Genomic DNA, 16085 nt, shown 5'->3' with positions numbered 1-16085 from the left:
GGAAAATATTTTTATTGTGTATTTTCCTGGTCAAAAACATGTCCGAACATTGGAGTGGAATTTTCATGGGTCAAATCAGATCAAGGCTGATTGGTATCGTCCCAAAATAGTGGTTCGAATTCACAGTCGACTGACACTATGATTGGATTCATGCGATTCGGCGCGTTGAATCGCCATGGGAACTTGGGACGATTTTGACTTTCTGCCGCTCGGCGATAGCAGTCGGTTTTTATTCTCAAGAAATGCTTTAAAATCGGATCGGGAACCGTGTTCGAAGCTGTCGAACTCGATCTTCAATTATCACCGCAGATCTATCCCAAGTTAATGAATGAGCGATACGACCTGATGCGTTTCCTTGTGGAATGTGGGATGTAACTTCAGAAAAACTTTGTCTCAAAAGTTTGCTTAATTCATCAACGTCAGGTTCCAGCCACCAGGGACGGGAGATGGTTGCATCGCTATGCACTCGATCACTTCCAAAGTACTTAATTTTCGCAGGTATCTTCCAACCTGCGGAGTTGGGCACGAAATCATCCGTTGGACCACCTGCGGTGACGATTACAGGTCTGCCGCATGCCATGGCTTCCAGTACGGGCAAAGCAAAACCTTCCGCTCGATAGGGATGCACGAGTATATCGCAGGCGGAGTAAAGTCGTGCAAGTTCCGATTGCGATAGCTCCTCATTCAAGTAAAGAATCTCTGGAGCTCTCGTGTCAAATTTCAGCTCTTCAATCAATGGTGCGAACGATTCATTCCTGTAGAAAGATTCAGCGCCGACATCCTTCACTACGAGGCAGACATCATCCGTATTCGAGAAAGTAGTCCGATAAGCTTTCAATAGATGTCCCGAACCGAATTCTGGTCGCATTTGTAGCCGAATTAAAGCTGTAGGGATTTTGGCATTTTGAAGGGTGTTTTGCCGAATACCGGGGAATATTGGAGCGGTCTGATGACCGAGACCGGGGTGTTGCGATGGGCCGGCGTAGTCCGGCGCGAGGTGCTGCCGTTCGCCGCGAGCAGCAGAGGTTCGTAGAGTAACGGGCTTCCTGCGACTGATTACTTTTTGGCTTGTCGGGTTTGATATTCGTTGAGCCAGCGTTCGAGTAAATCGACGGCGGTGAGGAAGTCGTAATCGAGGGAGAGCAAGAGGTCGATGTTGTTGAAGTTTTTTTGGCAGTCGAAGCAGTGGGCGAGGTTGTTGCGTGGGTTGACGGTAGCCCGCATTTCGCCGCAGTTGGGGCAGAGGAAGCGGAAGTAACCTTCGCTCATTTTCGAAGGTGGCCCATCGGTTCCCAGCGTGGCGATGGTGACGGGCATGGGCAAATCGTTGCGAATGCGGCGTAGTTGTCCCGAACCGAATTCTGGTCGCATTTGTAGCCGAATTAAAGCTGTAGGGATTTTGGCATTTTGAAGGGTGTTTTGCCGAATACCGGGGAATTTTGGAGCGGTCTGATGACCGAGACCGGGGTGTTGCGATGGGCCGGCGTAGTCCGGCACGAGGCGCTGCCGTTCGCCGTTTATTGCCGAAGTGGTCCAAGAATATTTGCAGCGAGAAGGCGTGTTCGGCTTGTACTCTCCGCCGAGGAGGCCACAATATAACGGTGCGATCGAAGCGGGCATAGGATCTTTGAAAAGTCGAATCGAACGTAGAGCTGCCTGGGAAGGCCATCCGGAAGTGTGGAACGCTGAGGATGTGGAGGCGGCTCGACGGGAAGCCAATGCCTTGGCTCGACCGAGAGGAGGTCTGGGTCCTACTCCCGAGACGCTTTGGAAAAGTCGGGAGAGAGTCGCGACAGAATCTCGCGATCAGTTCCGAGAGCTTGTTGAAATCCATCGGAACCGAGCTATGAAGGAGGAAGGAATATCTCCTTCGGGAGTGTTGCTCGAGCAGGAATCTCGCCGTATGGATCGAATTGCTTTACGCCGTGCTCTCGTCGATCACGGCGATCTTTTGTTCAAGAGAGGGCCAATTCCTCTAGGAATTAAATCGCAAAAAACGGCAAATATTACGTGAGGGGTACATTTTTTTGATAGCACAAGAGGTTGGCTCCCTGCTAAATATTTGAAAATCGGAGACCGAATACAAGGCAACGAAAAAGAGTGGTTATCGATCACAGATTTATTCGAAGACAAAGAAGTAGAACCGGTCTATAACTTAAGAATCGCTGACTATCACACTTATTTTGTTGGAGAAGATTTTTGGAGCTGGTGCATTTGGGCGCATAATCATTATTTTGAGGTTGGCGCGTTTAATGAATTAAAGCAGATAACGGGCTGGGCGAGGCATCACGTTCCACAAACAGTGGTCGCATTGGCTCACGGAGCCACCGATTTTGTGCGAGCAAACGGGCCTGCTATTCGTATACCAGAATGGATGCATAAGGAGATTATTCACTTAACTGAGAGTGGTTTTTTTGCTAAAGAAGCTGGAAACATTTCACAGCATATTAAAAGTCATTTGCAGCAATTGAGTAACATGGGTGTGCCTAAACAATATTTGCAAGAATTGAAACAACTTATAAAGTGGTGGGAATTCGGATAAATTGAACTGAAAAATATTTCTTATTTTATGAGGTATTGGTGACATTATGCACTCGGAGATGATAGAAAATGTCGCCCTCCATTATTATAACTCCGTTGTTATTGGAGTTATAAGAATGCTCGGGCGAATTCGGGATTTGAATTTGGGCGATTCGCGCAATCCACGTTACAATGACTTGAAAAAATTGCTTCAAAATTTAAATAAATTTGATCCCGAAGATAAATCTTTGCTGATTTCAGGATTAGTAGCAGTGGCTGAATATTCTTGTTATGCTACTGCTGGATTTGTTGAGCATTATAATTCATTTGAATCTGATAACAATAATGATTTATACCCTTCTCTCGTTCTATCGTACAAATATGAAAAAGATGGCGTAATTTCATCAGAGGACGTGGCATCATATCAAGACGGCTTCTCAGATGGCTCCTTCGAATCAGCCTTCATGAAAGTTGCATCATCACCTCAAATGAAAGATCTCGTTCAAAGTAAATTGGTGGAAATATTAGCCAAACTAAATTAGCAGAAATTGTTTCTAAGAAGCCCTAACAAAATCTCTTTTTATAGCAGTATTCAATGGACAAATTGTGGTTTTGTTAGGGCCTCTAAGGCTTTGTCTCTTCATCGTCAACGCACACACACTCACACATGTGCCTTGAATTCTATCTAAGAGACTCTATCGATGCCTTAAATTGCCGATCGAATAACGCCAAAAACGAGGGTTCTATTAGAGCTTACAGACAATCGATCACATTGCAAACGGATTTGGTCGTTAATCTCTTGTCAATTCTTCTTGCGAGTTGATATGTGAAATTTAAAGATCGAAAAGAATTCGGAGTATTCCTTCATAACCAGTTCTTGGGATATTAGCGATACGGATGCACTCTACATTCTCAAAAACTCTACTTTTGATAACTTTGAGATTCAGTACTCCCTCCGAAGCCTCCAAACTCATATTCCTTTCATTCGTAAGGTTTGGGTCTTCGGAGATAAGCCAACATTTCTTTCGTGCAACAAATCGATCATCGAGCATGTGCCTCATGAGTATATGGCAAGTCCTTTGGGTTTTAAATCACCAGTCACAAATACGTTTCTTATAACATTTCTTGGATCAATAATACCTGGGATGGACGAAGAATTCCTCTGGTTCTGTGATGATTTCTTCCTTCTGAAAGATTTCCCACCTGAGGAGGCTTGTAAAGATCGCTATTACGAAGATATGTCAAAAGTTACAACTCGAGGTCGACGGGTGACACTGGCACCCCATCTCAATAAACGCAAGTCGATGTAAAATCTAGACTTGGGTGGCACTGTCTATCTGACAGTGCCATTTAGAACTCACCCATCCTACAACAACAAATCACCCTATTTCAACCCAGAAGGAATTCATGCCCCGGCGGGTGGCAATGGCAAGCATTCTTAATCAGCGCATGTCGTTATCCAGTAACGGTTTGAGTGGCACTGGCCATCTGCGAGTGCGTTTCTGCAATAAAGCGTTCTTTCTGCTCGAATTTGTGCCTGAGAGGGTGACAATTCTCTGGCACTTTTTTCTCCCACGCACTGGCAGTTAGCCAGTGCCACGTGCGCCCGTGACTATTCGATACTAGCAGGGTGAGATTCCCTGTCGAAAGGAGGCTTGGCCTTTTGTACCCGAAGGTAACTGCGTCGCTGCGAGGCGGGGTGGGGAGCAACCCGAGGGGAGCATCTCGTCCGCAATAAAGTGAACTCGTTTCGGCAGCGGATACCGGCGAGCCTGCGTGGCTAAGGGCGAAGCTAGCAAAGCCGGACTGACCGAGAGGTCCGCCAGCGGTTGGAGAACTTATGGTGACGGCATTATCCCGAGATAAAGCCCCAAGCGAGTCGAGGGAGGTATCCGATGTGGTTGGAGGCGGAAGGAGTGCGAAAGGTATCGAATGTAAGCGGGGATATCCGAGGCACCGGGGAAGGCGATTGCCTTGTGCGTCGGAAGTCAGAGCGTCCATAGTAGCGTGGAAATCGGGTAATGCCGACGGAGCGAAGGGACGTAGGAAGGTGGATTTCGAGGAGTTTATGGGCAGGAAAGAGAAACCGCCGTCAGTGCCAGTGGCTAAACAAGGCGGAGAAGAAACCGACCCACTCTCGGGTACCGTTAGTAGGGTCCGAGAGCAATGGTCGTGGACGACGGGTGACACTGGCACCCCATCTCAATAAACGCAAGTCGATGTAAAATCTAGACTTGGGTGGCACTGTCTATCTGACAGTGCCATTTAGAACTCACCCATCCTACAACAACAAATCACCCTATTTCAACCCAGAAGGAATTCATGCCCCGGCGGGTGGCACTGGCAAGCATTCTTAATCAGCGCATGTCGTTATCCAGTAACGGTTTGAGTGGCACTGCCCATCTGCGGCGGGTGGCACTGGTAACCCTTTAGAATCACCGTAAGTCATTGTCAGGTAATGTTCTGTGTGGCACTGGCTACCTGCCAGTGCGTATTCAAAATAAGTGCCCGCACTACAGTATCGCATCCTACGTCCACCCTCAACTTTTATTGCGTTTCCCGCTTAAATTTGGTACTATGGAGTGGTTGAATGAGACTCTCGGCGGTCTCATCACACCAATGGTAAAAACGCGATATTTCCCGAGAAATAGTCTAAGGTCATCAAAATTGCGTTTCCCACCATGTGAAAAATGATGATCTGATGACCTCTCTAGGGAAGTCCCGGACAAGCGAGCGGCTAACGCCCGACAAATTTCTCGTAGGCCTCGGCCACCTGACCCGACTTCACATCTCCCGTATGCAGGTAGATCGCATAAGTGAGTTTCAATTTGTCGCCCCGGGCAATCTTCACCAGATCCTTCTTCCCCTTCTGCGATGGGAAGCCGGACACCTCGCGACCGAAAGGATTGGCCGCCATTAAACCGTAAGCCCGAGAGTGCCAGGCCGTCGGAATCGTGTTCTTGGGACTTGCAAAGATCGTCAGCCCGGCCTCTTTCCCGTCCTGCTTGCCCGAGTAGTCGCACCAGTGGGAGACTTGACCCCAGACATTTTTCTCCAGCGTTTTGCCGTCCGCCTGAGTCAGAGTGCCGCCATGAATCTTTTTCTTCTCATCGATCACTTCCCGTATCTGATCGCTGATCCTCACCCCGAAGGAACCTTCCTTGGTATCGCCGAAAGTGATCGGGCACTGGCTGGCGATCAGTTCCGAATCCATAATGATCAGCCGGCCGGTCATATTCAAATCGACGAGGGTAATCGTCCGAACTTCTTCGAGAACTTTGACGCCGTCGGCCGAGTTCCAATCGTTATAAGTCACCACGCTTGCTTCGTGCGGCTTCTTGGTGATCTCACCGACTTTGGTGCAGCGGATCACGCCGTGGCCGGGCAGCTCGCTCCAGAAGTCGACCCCTTTGACGTGCGGATCGGCCGTTTTAGTTTTGATCGTCAAACCTTCCGGAATGACATCACCGTGGCAGAACCAGCCCGACTTGTGGTGTGGGTGATCCTTGCTGGTTTCCTTGGGAAGATCCTTCACGATGGGATAGCCTCGCGTCACCATAATTTCCCCCGGCGCATTCAACGGCCACCAGTAAGGTTTGGCGACTTCCTTACCATGGTAATAGCTGGTGACCAGTTCGCCGCCCGATTTGAATTCGAGTTTGCCCTCGCCGACAACAATCTCTTGAGAGTAGAGCGGAAACGCGGCCAGCAACAGAAACGAGAGAGAAGCAGCACGCATGGGAGGAGTCCCAATGGGAGTGGAAAATTAGATAGGATAAAGTTATGGATCTGGAAGACAAAGTCTGTCTGTGCTTTCACGTCAGTAAGCGACGGGTGACACTGGCACCCCATCTCAATAAACGCAAGTCGATGTAAAATCTAGACTTGGGTGGCACTGTCTATCTGACAGTGCCATTTAGAACTCACCCATCCTACAACAACAAATCACCCTATTTCAACCCAGAAGGAATTCATGCCCCGGCGGGGGGCACTGGCAAGCATTCTTAATCAGCGCATATCGTTATCCAGTAACGGTTTGAGTGGCACTGGCCATCTGCGAGTGCGTTTCTGCAATAAAGCGTTCTTTCTGCTCGAATTTGTGCCTGAGAGGGTGACAATTCTCTGGCACTTTTTTCTCCCACGCATTGGCAGATAGCCAGTGCCACGTGCGCCCGTGACTATTCGATACTAGCAGGGTGAGATTCCCTGTCGAAAGGAGGCTTGGCCTTTTGTACCCGAAGGTAACTGCGTCGCTGCGAGGCGGGGTGGGGAGCAACCCGAGGGGAGCATCTCGTCCGCAATAAAGTGAACTCGTTTCGGCAGCGGATACCGGCGAGCCTGCGTGGCTAAGGGCGAAGCTAGCAAAGCCGGACTGACCGAGAGGTCCGCCAGCGGTTGGAGAACTTATGGTGACGGCATTATCCCGAGATAAAGCCCCAAGCGAGTCGAGGGAGGTATCCGATGTGGTTGGAGGCGGAAGGAGTGCGAAAGGTATCGAATGTAAGCGGGGATATCCGAGGCACCGGGGAAGGCGATTGCCTTGTGCGTCGGAAGTCAGAGCGTCCATAGTAGCGTGGAAATCGGGTAATGCCGACGGAGCGAAGGGACGTAGGAAGGTGGATTTCGAGGAGTTTATGGGCAGGAAAGAGAAACCGCCGTCAGTGCCAGTGGCTAAACAAGGCGGAGAAGAAACCGACCCACTCTCGGGTACCGTTAGTAGGGTCCGAGAGCAATGGTCGTGGACGGAACCTGCGGTATGGACCGATCGGATGTTGAGCGCGCTCGAAGAGGGCGTTAAAGGAGGCGTCTGGTTTAGCTTGATGGACAAGGTGTGCAAGAAGAGTAACCTGAAGTCGTCATCGGCGAAAGTCGTGGCGAATGGGGGCTCAGCGGGCGTGGATCATGTGAGTGTCGAAGCGTTTGCCAATCATTTGGACGAGAACCTGGAAGCTTTGGAGCGGACTTTACGGGACGGAACCTACCGTCCTTCGGCGATCCGGCGAGCGGTAATTCCGAAGCCGGGGAGTGAAGAAGGCCGTCCTCTAGGAATTCCGACGGTTCGAGACCGGGTGGTTCAAGGCGCGATTCGTCAGGTGCTGGAACCGATTTTCGAGAAGGATTTCGCCTCGAATAGTTACGGCTTTCGTCCGGGCCGGGGCTGCAAAAATGCCTTGCGAGAGGTGGACAGACTTCTGAAAGAAGGAGGCACGCATCTGGTGGATGTCGACATCAAGGGCTACTTCGACGCGATCGATCACGATCAGTTGATGGATGTGCTGAAGCGGAAGATCGCGGACGGAACGCTACTAGGTCTGGTGGAACAATTTCTGAAAGCCGAGATATTCTCGCCGATGGGGAGTTGGGAGCCAGATTCGGGAGCGCCGCAAGGAGCGGTTTTGAGTCCGTTGTTGAGTAACGCCTATCTGGATCCTTTGGACCATTTGATGGAATCCCTAGGTTTTCGGATGGTGCGATACGCGGATGACATGGTGATCGTCTGCCGCAGTCGAGCGGAAGCGGAAGAAGCCCTGGCGACGTTGAGCCGCTGGTGCGAATCGGCCAAGCTACAACTGCATCCGGAAAAGACGAGAGTGGTGGACACGCAGATCGAGAGTTTCGAATTTCTAGGCTATTGCTTTGGAGTTTATAAAGGACAACGTCTGATATATCCTCGGAAGCGAAGTCTGGAGAAACTTCGGGATGCGATTCGCGCGAAAACGAAGCGGAAAAGAGGCGATAGCCTGTCGCAGATCGTCCGCGACGTGAGCGTAACGCTACGAGGCTGGTACGGATACTTCAAGCACAGCAAAAAGGGGATCTTTCGGGACGTGGATAAATGGACTCGAATGCGGCTGCGGTGCATACTGCGTCGTCGTCTGGGTCACGATTGTCGAAGCCGAATGATGGACAACTTCAAGTGGCCCAAAGCTTACTTTGCCGAGGCGGGACTGTTCTCCCTGGAACAGGCGCACTGTCTGGAAGCTCAATCCCTCAAAGGGTAAGACCACTGACCGGAAAGCCGGATGCGGGAGATCCGCCCGTCCGGTTTGGAGGGAAGGGGGAGCCCTATACTCCTCCTAGCCCTATCCGGAAATTGGACGAGGATTGAGTCCTACAATTCGCAAAGATCAATAAAAAAAACAGCAAGTAACCAGTGCCACACAAACTGTTACTCAATAACGACTTGCGTCGATTTGGTTTGCTTACCAGTGCCACCCCGCCGGTTTAAGAAGTGATCAATCGAACGGTTTGGATTTTGCGGAATGGCGAACTTACAACCCCCAACTCGGACAGTGGATGTCCGAAGATCCGATCGGGTTTGCCGGTGGGGATGCTAATATTAGGAGGTATGTGGGGAATGATGTCACCAATACTATTGATCCAAGTGGTCTTTGGGCGGACCCTCCACCCCCAGGGCAGAAGCAACCATTTACGCTACCAGGTGGAACACCAGGCTTGATTTTAGACGGCCCTTATAAAGATTCAGTACGAATTCTGCCAAATCGTCGAGGAACTATTTATGATCCAGAAGTCATCGAGAGTCTAAAACCTGAAGGAGTAGAAGTTCCACGCCAGCAGAATATTATTCATAATGATGCACGTACGCCTCAAACACCTCCAACAATTCGTGTTGTGAATCCTCAGGATGTTAAAAGAGGATATGAATATCCTCGACCAAAGGATGAAGTGACTAGCGAAGACGTTGGAAAATTTATTATTGGTCTGACCCCGATTGGAACCGCAGGCGAGGCAATAGATGCCTTCTGGAATCACAATTATTGGCGCGGAGTCGGAAAAACAGCCCAAACCATAGTGGAATTGACTCCAGCAAAAGTTCTGAAATATCTTGGTAAAGCGGCAGAGTATGTCTTAAAATGGGGCACAAAAGCTTGTTTTGCGGAAAGAACACCAGTTTTAACAAAAGAAGGCTATAAATATATAGAAAACATTAAAGTTGGCGATTTTGTTCTTTCACGCGACGAATTTAACTGCACGGGAATGATTGCACCGAAAATGGTCCTTAAAACTTTGATTCATGAGTCACGAATATTAAAGCTAATTGTTGAAGGGCGAGAGATATTGACTACCGGAGAGCACCCATTTTATGTACCTGTTAGAGGCTGGGTGCCTGCAAGCGAACTAAAAGTAAATGATGAACTGCTCTCGATGAATGGAGATTATTTATCAGTCAATTTGGTTCAAGATATAAATCGAATTGAAAAAGTATACAATATAATGGTTGATCAATACCATACTTACTTTGTTGGCGGCTCGGATTGGAATTTTGCAGTCTGGGTACATAATCGAAAAATCAAATCGCCATTACCTGGCGAGAAAATTGTAAAGATAGATATTGGTGGCGAGGGTCGCAATCCTGGCGCGATCAATGTGAATCCTAGCGAAACTACTACGACGACTGGCGGCTGGGGACGTCCGATTCCAAATCGCGTTCCTGGTAAAGGAGAGAAACTTCCGTTCGCTGACCAATCGGTTGATGTAATTTTTTTGGAGAATGCACCTATCCGGCCCGGTACAATTTCCGAAATCCAGAGAGTTCTTAAACCTGGCGGAGAAGTAAGATTGGTTGGGCCAAATGCGCCGGAAGTCATCGAAGCGCATAAAAAAATTGCGAATTTACTGGGTGGAAAAGTATACCAGATCGTACTTCCATCCAAGAACGATGTGGGCGGTTCGTTGTACACGAACATCATTACGGTGAAGTAAACTATGGGATTTAAACTTACGAGTAATTCTGAGGGCCGATCTCAAATCGAATTAACAGATGATTCTCCATACATTATTCCGCTCACAATCGCACCTTCTTCTATAGAAGATATTCTAACCAAAGGAAAATGGTTGGTAGTGAGTTTCTCGGTATGGAGTATTCAAGATCTCGAGTCTGCCAATATTGCCTCAAATATTATGAAGCAATATGGACAGCATTTGAGGCTAGGTTTACGTCCTTTTGACTATCCAGATGAAAATTTAACTTGGTTACCACTTACGAAAGCTGCTATGAATGAGTCCGTTGACATCGAAGTTGTGGAATCGAACAAACTGCGACGTATCACGATAAGCGGCAGAGCAGACAAGAGCCCTATTTGGGCCACTATCCTGAACGGCCAATTCATTTCGATCAGTTTTGGTCACCTCTCAGAGATGGACATTCATCATCTCATTAAAGACCTGTTAAATCTATCTTGGTAGAGGTGTAACGTCCTGGTCAAAAACCGTATCGAACTGTTGGAGTGATTTTTTTATGTTTAATGTCCCGCTCGAGATCAATCGGCGACATCCCAACTCATTTGTCCCGAACCGAATTCTGGTCGCATTTGTAGCCGAATTAAAGCTGTAGGGATTTTGGTATTTTGAAGGGTGTTTTGCCGAATTCCAGGGAATTTTGGAGCGGTCTGATGACCGAGACCGGGGTGTTGCGATGGGCCGGCGTAGTCCGGCACGAGGCGCTGCCGTTCGCCGCGAGCAGCAGAGGTTCGTAGAGGAACGGGCTTCCTGCGACTGATTACTTTTTGGCTTGTCGGGTTTGATATTCGTTGAGCCAGCGTTCGAGTAAATCGACGGCGGTGAGGAAGTCGTAATCGAGGGTGAGCAAGAGGTCGATGTTGTTGAAGTTTTTTTGGCAGTCGAAGCAGTGGGCGAGGTTGTTGCGTGGGTTGACGGTAGCCCGCATTTCGCCGCAGTTGGGGCAGAGGAAGCGGAAGTAGCCTTCGCTCATTTTCGAAGGTGGCCCATCGGCTCCCAGCGTGGCGATGGTGACGGGCATGGGCAAATCGTTGCGAATGCGGCGTAGTAGATCGGGTTGGATCATCGTTTCTCCGACGGGGGCGCTGAGAATCAGTAATCGGCGAGGTCGGATTCTTTTTGCCAGTGGGGTTGCAGGAGGACGCGGTTGACGTTGTCGATGTCCACGGTTTTATTGGCGGATCGAACGGCTTCGATGAGGCAGCCGACGCAGAGATTGCGGGCTTTACGCAGGATGCCGTCGGCGGCGCGGACGATGAGATCGACGGCGGGTTGCGTAAAAGTATTGTGGCCGAGTCCGATGCGATCGAGTTCCCGGAGAAGGAAGTCGCGCAGTAAATCGGGTCCGAGCCGTTTGGCGATGACGGAGTAAGTGACTCGGCTTTTGATGTCCTGGTTGACGCCGAGGTCGAGGTTGGCGAGCAGGCTGGGTTGGCCGATGAGGATGAGGTTGTGGTTTTTGGGGAAGTCTTCGAAGAGCAGCCGCAACTTTCGCAGACAGGCCATATCCATGAGGTGAGCGTCGTCGAGAATGGTGGTGACCGACTTGCCCGCATGGTTGAGGCTGAAGGCTTGTTCGATGAGTCGGCGTTCGCACTTGAAGGCAGAGCTTTCGAAGTCGATGCGGAAGGCATCGCAGAGTATTTTGACGGAGTTGGTATAGGTGTGCAAGGTGCGGCCCACGGTGGCGACCAGGTGCTGGTTTTCGGGAAGCCGCTGAAGGGATTGCTTGATGAAGCTCTTGCCGGTGCCGGGAACGAACTCCATTCCTCCTCGCTGCGGTAAAACCGCACCTCGCCCAAGGAGTAAGCCTCAGCAAAATGGAAAAGGAAAATTGTACAGACACGAGGCGGGGTAGGAGCGAGGTACGATTTATCACCGATCAAAGACGGCGGGGAAAAACCGACTTAACAGGTCAATTCCCTGACCAAATTCGCAGCGTAATCGACGACTGGCAATTCAATAACTATTCGGCTATTCTAATTCCAAAGTGCGATCAAACCGCGGTAAAGGACAATTAATCACCTGGAAGCATACGCTGTAAGTACATATATAGTAGTAGATTATGTTTGTATCTCTGCTGGACAATTGTATGCGGGAATAGTGACGTCTCGCATCCGAGAGCCGCGATTATTCCCGCACACAGTTGTCAACATGCAACTGAAAGCAGCTGGATAGCGCCGTCGCCCAGGCCCGATGCGGTAGATTATACAGGCATAATACACCTTCCGGGCATTGCCCAGCTCGGTGAAAGAGACTGTCGTCTTGATCTGATATCGGCTCGATCGGAATCGGAGTGGGTGCGGCTCTCGCGTTGACTCCGGTCTTGGCATCTGGATTCTCCCTGGTTGCGGGAGCGATTGGGATCATTCTCTCGCCGATCACTATTGTAGGAGCTATTGGCCTCCTTCACACCTGCGGTGAAATGGTTCTCGTAAACCTGAAATAGCTCCTGAAGGGTTAGCCCATTGGCCAGGACGGGTTGGTGATTGAGTTTGCCACCGGACAATAGGAAAATTACGATTTAGCCACCCGGGGGCACCGCCAGCCTTCCCCGCTCAATCAAAATAAGTTTCTCTTCTAGCCTCCAGCGAGAGTTCGGCCTCTCGCTCGTTGCCGGTCTTCAAAGAGACAGAGTAATTGTTACCGTTGTAACGGAATTTGATGCGGTGACGCTTGCCACGCACTTCAAGCCACGCCATTGCAATCCTCCCCACAAATTGTGAGGGATGGGTCCATCGACGCGAGCCTAACACGGGAGCGATGCTGCACCAAATTTGCATCCAAAAAGGCGTTTGGCGACGAAGTCAGCACAAAGGGCGTTTTTCGTAAGTGCTTATTTGATAAATATTTAAGAATTTTTTAGGCGTCTTAAAAACGAGTTACCCGACTAGGATTCGAAGCTATCAGTGGCCCCTGTGAAGCACATTGAATTCACATTTGGTTCACGTCGCAATCGCCAATGGTGTCGGTGTTTGCGATAAGTAATGCCTCTGTTTGCATTTTAGAAACGTTGGCCTCGCATGGCCAATGATGTTCCCAAAACGTTCCCACGGATAAGTGATAACTCGCATTTAAGTCTTGTTAAACCGGGACGACAAGCTGGCTATTGAACTTTTTGTAGCCGGGTACGCGGTTTGGAATCTGGGATTCTGCGCCGATGGATGAAGTAAATGCTGACTCTGTTTGAGTTTTTTTAAGACAAGGACGATGCTCAAAGAGCCGTGTTGCTGGAATCATTATCAAGCCCAAGCCGATCCCAAACCTGCACCATCAGTGCCCGCTCAGCTGACAGCCAATCGTCGAGGTCGTGCCCAAGTGTTCTGCCTCGTCGATCCCATGTGAAGTAAGCATCAAGGCAAATATCTTCTTTATGGGGCATGGACGCAAGGAGCTGTTTCGATGAGATGTGTTTCTTCGAAGAGCCGAAGATCCTCTTGCACATTTCAGCCATATCACCGGACGTTTCGTCGCTGGCAAGGGCGTCGGCGTAGTGCAATAGTGCCAAATACTCCAAATCCAACTTCGTGTTGGAGAATTTCTTGCCGGGCTCTTCAGTCAGGGAAATCGCATTTAAAGCTGAAGGAATTCTCGAATAATTAATTCTCGGCGTTCATCGCTGGCGCAGGCTTTCAGTCGTTTGACTGCCATCGATTCCTTGCCGCTCGCATTCGCTACTATGCTCAGAGCCAACCTTTTAATCCTGGCGAAATTCTGAGGGCCGTTATCTTTTCGAACCCGGCTGTCGTCGTCGCCGAATGTCACATCCAAGGACCAATGCAAATTATTCTCGATCGTCCAATGTTCCCGGACCGCTTTCGCCAACACCGGAGCGTCCGACGCTCGGCTGCAAATATAGTAGCGGATTTCGCTCGCGCTCTTGTGGTTTTCTCGGCGGTCGGTCACCACCACGACCACCGTCTTCAAGCCTTTCCAATCGTCCTTCATCGATAAGAAATTGACGTCCGAAAACACGAGGCACGAACGGTACTCCACTCGGCCTCGATTCTTCTCCGTCGATTCGCAGAACGTCGTCGGTACATCGGCGAATCCGGACTCCAAATGCTTGAAGTAATGAGCCTTGATCTCGGCCAAGAGAGTCGGTTGATTGTCCTTCACCGCCAACAGGTAATCCGCGTCCCGTTCCCGCACCGCCTCGGCGATTTTTTTGACAGCCCATCGCGTCGATAGTCACGATTTTTCCGGCAATGTCCAGCCGTTTCAGCAATTCCGGGATCGCGGTGATCTCGTTCGATTTATCGTCCACCGCCTCTTGGCCCAGCGTCACGCGGTTGGCCGTCGCAAACGCGCTGACCACGTGCAGGCACTTCTGACCCGGACCGCCTGACGAACGCATCGTCTTGCCGTCGATCGCCACCTGAAGCAGGTCGGTCCCGACGCAGATTTCCGCCATCCATGAAGCGAAGCAGGCCTCGAAAGCATCCGTGTCCAGATAGCGGAAAACTCGGCCGAAAGTGTCATGGCTCGGGATGCCGTTGGGCAAGGGAGATACTTCCGGAACCAGTCGATCTTGGTCACGCCGAAAGCTTCGACGGCCACCCAGTCGTTGGCTCCGGAAACCGCGGCGCAAATGGCTATGAAAATGATTTCCGAAAGCGTGTGTTGTTGGCAACGATCGAGGCGGTGGTCGGGCAAATCCGCGAAGTGGACGAGGAGATCGGTCAACGGAGTTTTCGCCGGCGCGGGAGATAGTTCGGAAAGCTGAAACATCGAGGAACCCCAGGGCGATCTAGCGAGCGATTTCCACATCCTCCACTAAAGAAGAACGATGCGCAATACAATTAATGACATTAGATGTTTTCTTGGAATTTAAGCGCGATTTCCCTGCCAAAATAGCCCTTCGCTTCATACGAAAAAAGATTGCGCTGAAAACAGTCGATTTGCCGAGAAGATGGCTCTCTCCGCCATACTGCTGGAGGGGTATAGCTTTGCTTAGACTTAAACCGAAAACCTTTTTTGGTATTAGCCACCAAAGTTGGTCGTCTGACGAACTTTGCATCGATTTATCCCACTACTCCAAAGGCGTAGCTTTTCCAAAGCATGAACATCGCGATCCGTATTTCTGTTTCGTACTCGATGGAATTTGCGAGGAGCGTACCGGCGGGCGTTGTGAGCCGCTGAAACCTGGTTCGCTTGTCTTCCATCCGGCCGGTATCGAGCATTCTAACAAGTGGCACGAGCAAGGACGTTGCATGCACGTGGAATTCGTGCCTAGCTTTTGCGAAGAGATTAACCGCGTCCGTTTATCCGATCCGATCTGGCATACTGACGGCGGCCGAGCCTGTCTGGTGGCCAGGAATATTTATAAAGAATTGCTCAACCGCGATTCCGTTTCGGGCATTGCTTTCGAAGGGTTGACATACCTGCTGTTAGCGGAAACGGTTCGCGAGTGCGTGCGCGACAGCAAGGTTCCAATCTGGCTACGAAGAGTCCGGGATCGATTGCACGAAGAATATGAGATCGTGCCTTCATTAAAACAGCTAGCCGCAGATGTTGGTGTTCATCCAACTTATCTCGCCTCTAGCTTTCATAAACACTTCGGGATGAGTATTGGCGAGTTTGTCCGTTTACGCCGCATCGATCGCGCTCGAGACTTGCTGGATAAGACTGATCAGCCTCTATCCGAAGTGGCACTTCTCTTAGGTTTTTCCGATCAAAGTCACTTCTGTCGAGTCTTTAAGAAGCAGACTGGATATTCTCCTTTGGAATACCGCCGGTTTTCTACTGGCAATCCAAATCGCGTTCAAGAATCTTAATTCCGTCCTATACACGGAACGGATGCC

14 protein-coding genes and 3 pseudogenes are annotated in these 16085 nt (G+C 50.0%); 8 read left to right on the top strand and 9 right to left on the bottom strand.

Features of this window, described 5'->3' with window-relative positions:
- Positions 1-247 precede the first annotated feature (247 nt).
- Both KIH39_RS15955 and KIH39_RS15950 read right to left on the bottom strand, forming a co-directional pair.
- Positions 248-868: a glycosyltransferase gene (locus KIH39_RS15955; protein ID WP_213494215.1), complete on the bottom strand. Its 621-nt coding sequence runs from the start codon at positions 866-868 to the stop codon at positions 248-250.
- 188 nt (positions 869-1056) lie between these two features.
- Positions 1057-1371 (bottom strand): hypothetical protein, encoded by a 315-nt coding sequence (locus KIH39_RS15950; RefSeq protein WP_213494214.1) that lies wholly within the window; start codon positions 1369-1371, stop codon positions 1057-1059.
- 187 nt (positions 1372-1558) lie between these two features.
- Here KIH39_RS15950 and KIH39_RS15945 point away from each other — a divergent pair, with 187 nt between their 5' ends.
- The 4 genes and pseudogenes from KIH39_RS15945 (at position 1559) to KIH39_RS27200 (ending at position 3830) form a co-directional block, all read left to right on the top strand.
- The gene (locus KIH39_RS15945) at positions 1559-2014 is read left to right on the top strand and encodes a hypothetical protein (RefSeq protein ID WP_213494146.1); all 456 of its coding nucleotides are present in this window, start codon (positions 1559-1561) and stop codon (positions 2012-2014) included.
- Positions 2015-2029: 15 nt separating this feature from the next.
- Positions 2030-2542: pseudogene (locus KIH39_RS15940) on the top strand (polymorphic toxin-type HINT domain-containing protein); the annotation flags it as partial.
- Positions 2543-2657: 115 nt separating this feature from the next.
- Positions 2658-3062, top strand: a complete 405-nt coding sequence (locus KIH39_RS15935) for a hypothetical protein (RefSeq protein WP_213494147.1) — start codon at positions 2658-2660, stop codon at positions 3060-3062.
- 297 nt (positions 3063-3359) lie between these two features.
- The gene (locus KIH39_RS27200; protein ID WP_213500439.1) at positions 3360-3830 is read left to right on the top strand and encodes a hypothetical protein; all 471 of its coding nucleotides are present in this window, start codon (positions 3360-3362) and stop codon (positions 3828-3830) included.
- A gap of 1427 nt (positions 3831-5257) precedes the next feature.
- On the opposite strand, the gene KIH39_RS15925 is transcribed toward KIH39_RS27200, so the two are convergent.
- Positions 5258-6259 carry a DUF6807 domain-containing protein gene (locus tag KIH39_RS15925; protein ID WP_213494213.1) on the bottom strand — a complete coding sequence of 334 codons (1002 nt, stop codon included), beginning with the start codon at positions 6257-6259 and terminating at the stop codon, positions 5258-5260.
- Positions 6260-7289: 1030 nt separating this feature from the next.
- Between KIH39_RS15925 and ltrA the strand changes: the two genes are divergently transcribed.
- From ltrA to KIH39_RS15910, 3 genes are all read left to right on the top strand, one after another.
- A complete protein-coding gene (gene ltrA, locus KIH39_RS15920; protein WP_213494212.1) occupies positions 7290-8522 on the top strand; it encodes a group II intron reverse transcriptase/maturase in 1233 nt (410 codons plus the stop codon).
- A gap of 190 nt (positions 8523-8712) precedes the next feature.
- A complete protein-coding gene (locus KIH39_RS15915) occupies positions 8713-10245 on the top strand; it encodes a polymorphic toxin-type HINT domain-containing protein (RefSeq protein ID WP_261353366.1) in 1533 nt (510 codons plus the stop codon).
- Between the two features lie 3 nt (positions 10246-10248).
- Complete coding sequence (locus KIH39_RS15910; protein WP_213494210.1) at positions 10249-10728, top strand: hypothetical protein; 480 nt, start codon at positions 10249-10251, stop codon at positions 10726-10728.
- Between the two features lie 313 nt (positions 10729-11041).
- On the opposite strand, the gene KIH39_RS15905 is transcribed toward KIH39_RS15910, so the two are convergent.
- The 6 genes and pseudogenes from KIH39_RS15905 to KIH39_RS27195 form a co-directional block, all read right to left on the bottom strand.
- Positions 11042-11347, bottom strand: coding sequence for a hypothetical protein (locus tag KIH39_RS15905; protein ID WP_213494113.1), 306 nt, complete (start codon positions 11345-11347; stop codon positions 11042-11044).
- Positions 11348-11373: 26 nt separating this feature from the next.
- Positions 11374-12048, bottom strand: a complete 675-nt coding sequence (locus tag KIH39_RS15900) for an AAA family ATPase (protein ID WP_213494209.1) — start codon at positions 12046-12048, stop codon at positions 11374-11376.
- Positions 12049-12839: 791 nt separating this feature from the next.
- Positions 12840-12983 (bottom strand): hypothetical protein, encoded by a 144-nt coding sequence (locus KIH39_RS15895; RefSeq protein ID WP_213494208.1) that lies wholly within the window; start codon positions 12981-12983, stop codon positions 12840-12842.
- A gap of 512 nt (positions 12984-13495) precedes the next feature.
- Positions 13496-13789 carry a DUF2934 domain-containing protein gene (locus KIH39_RS15890; protein ID WP_213494207.1) on the bottom strand — a complete coding sequence of 98 codons (294 nt, stop codon included), beginning with the start codon at positions 13787-13789 and terminating at the stop codon, positions 13496-13498.
- Between the two features lie 65 nt (positions 13790-13854).
- A pseudogene (locus KIH39_RS15880) lies at positions 13855-14872 on the bottom strand (ISAs1 family transposase).
- Positions 14836-15012: pseudogene (locus KIH39_RS27195) on the bottom strand (transposase family protein); the annotation flags it as partial. The pseudogenes KIH39_RS15880 and KIH39_RS27195, both read right to left, overlap by 37 nt.
- A 74-nt stretch (positions 15013-15086) precedes the next feature.
- Between KIH39_RS27195 and KIH39_RS15875 the strand changes: the two are divergent.
- Complete coding sequence (locus tag KIH39_RS15875; RefSeq protein WP_213494206.1) at positions 15087-16058, top strand: helix-turn-helix transcriptional regulator; 972 nt, start codon at positions 15087-15089, stop codon at positions 16056-16058.
- Positions 16059-16085 lie beyond the last annotated feature (27 nt).

It is taken from the genome of Telmatocola sphagniphila (genome assembly GCF_018398935.1).
In the GTDB taxonomy this organism is placed as follows: domain Bacteria; phylum Planctomycetota; class Planctomycetia; order Gemmatales; family Gemmataceae; genus Telmatocola; species Telmatocola sphagniphila.
This window is presented reverse-complemented; position numbering and strand designations above follow the sequence as displayed.

What these genes read in the sequence shown, in the direction of transcription:
- KIH39_RS15895 (WP_213494208.1), bottom strand. Translation starts at nt 12,983, where the DNA reads ATGGCGTGGCTTGAAGTGCGTGGCAAGCGTCACCGCATCAAATTCCGT.
- ltrA (WP_213494212.1), top strand. Translation starts at nt 7,290, where the DNA reads ATGTTGAGCGCGCTCGAAGAGGGCGTTAAAGGAGGCGTCTGGTTTAGC.
- KIH39_RS15875 (WP_213494206.1), top strand. Translation starts at nt 15,087, where the DNA reads ATGACATTAGATGTTTTCTTGGAATTTAAGCGCGATTTCCCTGCCAAA.
- KIH39_RS15900 (WP_213494209.1), bottom strand. Translation starts at nt 12,048, where the DNA reads ATGGAGTTCGTTCCCGGCACCGGCAAGAGCTTCATCAAGCAATCCCTT.
- KIH39_RS15950 (WP_213494214.1), bottom strand. Translation starts at nt 1,371, where the DNA reads ATGCGACCAGAATTCGGTTCGGGACAACTACGCCGCATTCGCAACGAT.
- KIH39_RS15935 (WP_213494147.1), top strand. Translation starts at nt 2,658, where the DNA reads ATGCTCGGGCGAATTCGGGATTTGAATTTGGGCGATTCGCGCAATCCA.
- KIH39_RS15905 (WP_213494113.1), bottom strand. Translation starts at nt 11,347, where the DNA reads ATGATCCAACCCGATCTACTACGCCGCATTCGCAACGATTTGCCCATG.
- KIH39_RS15955 (WP_213494215.1), bottom strand. Translation starts at nt 868, where the DNA reads ATGCGACCAGAATTCGGTTCGGGACATCTATTGAAAGCTTATCGGACT.
- KIH39_RS15925 (WP_213494213.1), bottom strand. Translation starts at nt 6,259, where the DNA reads ATGCGTGCTGCTTCTCTCTCGTTTCTGTTGCTGGCCGCGTTTCCGCTC.
- KIH39_RS15910 (WP_213494210.1), top strand. Translation starts at nt 10,249, where the DNA reads ATGGGATTTAAACTTACGAGTAATTCTGAGGGCCGATCTCAAATCGAA.